A 768-nucleotide genomic window follows, 5' to 3' on the forward strand; every position below is an offset into this window, starting at 1 on the left:
ATATGTTAACATTGTTTGGTGGCGATAGCGAAGAGGTCACACCCGTTCCCATTCCGAACACGGCAGTTAAGCTCTTCAGCGCCGATGGTAGTTGGGGGTTTCCCCCTGTGAGAGTAGGACGCCGCCAAGCAGTTACACATATGGAGGATTAGCTCAGCTGGGAGAGCATCTGCCTTACAAGCAGAGGGTCGGCGGTTCGATCCCGTCATCCTCCACCATTTTTACACCTGCCGGTGTAGCTCAACTGGTAGAGCAACTGACTTGTAATCAGTAGGTTGGGGGTTCAAGTCCTCTTGCCGGCACCATCTTTTAGTATTAAACGTACGAGCCATTAGCTCAGTTGGTAGAGCATCTGACTTTTAATCAGAGGGTCGAAGGTTCGAATCCTTCATGGCTCACCATTATATTATGCGGGTGTGGCGGAATTGGCAGACGCACCAGACTTAGGATCTGGCGCCGCAAGGCGTGGGGGTTCAAGTCCCTTCACCCRCATCTTTCATGCGGAAGTAGTTCAGTGGTAGAATACAACCTTGCCAAGGTTGGGGTCGCGGGTTCGAATCCCGTCTTCCGCTCCACTTTTCGTATGTGCCGGGGTGGCGGAACTGGCAGACGCACAGGACTTAAAATCCTGCGGTAGGTGACTACCGTACCGGTTCGATTCCGGTCCTCGGCACCATCTTAATATGCGCCCGTAGCTCAATTGGATAGAGCATCTGACTACGAATCAGAAGGTTGTAGGTTCGACTCCCGCCGGGCGCACCATGTTTT

At 52.8% G+C, this 768-nt stretch carries 7 tRNA genes and 1 rRNA gene; all 8 read left to right on the top strand.

The annotated features are described in order from the left end of the window. The first annotated feature begins 14 nt into the window (after positions 1–14). The 8 genes from rrf to AC1DUW_RS31245 all read left to right on the top strand — a co-directional run bounded on the left by rrf (position 15) and on the right by AC1DUW_RS31245 (position 762). Positions 15–130: ribosomal RNA gene (rrf, locus tag AC1DUW_RS31210) — 5S ribosomal RNA — on the top strand. A gap of 12 nt (positions 131–142) precedes the next feature. Then, positions 143–218, top strand: a tRNA-Val gene (locus AC1DUW_RS31215). An 11-nt stretch (positions 219–229) separates the two neighbouring features. After that, a tRNA-Thr gene (locus tag AC1DUW_RS31220) sits at positions 230–305 on the top strand. 20 nt (positions 306–325) lie between these two features. Further along, a tRNA-Lys gene (locus AC1DUW_RS31225) sits at positions 326–401 on the top strand. A gap of 9 nt (positions 402–410) precedes the next feature. Further along, positions 411–492: transfer RNA gene (locus tag AC1DUW_RS31230), tRNA-Leu, on the top strand. A gap of 8 nt (positions 493–500) precedes the next feature. After that, positions 501–575 (top strand) — tRNA-Gly (locus AC1DUW_RS31235). 12 nt (positions 576–587) lie between these two features. Then, positions 588–676: transfer RNA gene (locus AC1DUW_RS31240), tRNA-Leu, on the top strand. Positions 677–685: 9 nt separating this feature from the next. Next, a tRNA-Arg gene (locus AC1DUW_RS31245) sits at positions 686–762 on the top strand. Positions 763–768 lie beyond the last annotated feature (6 nt).

This window comes from Peribacillus sp. P4_C12 (assembly GCF_056402095.1).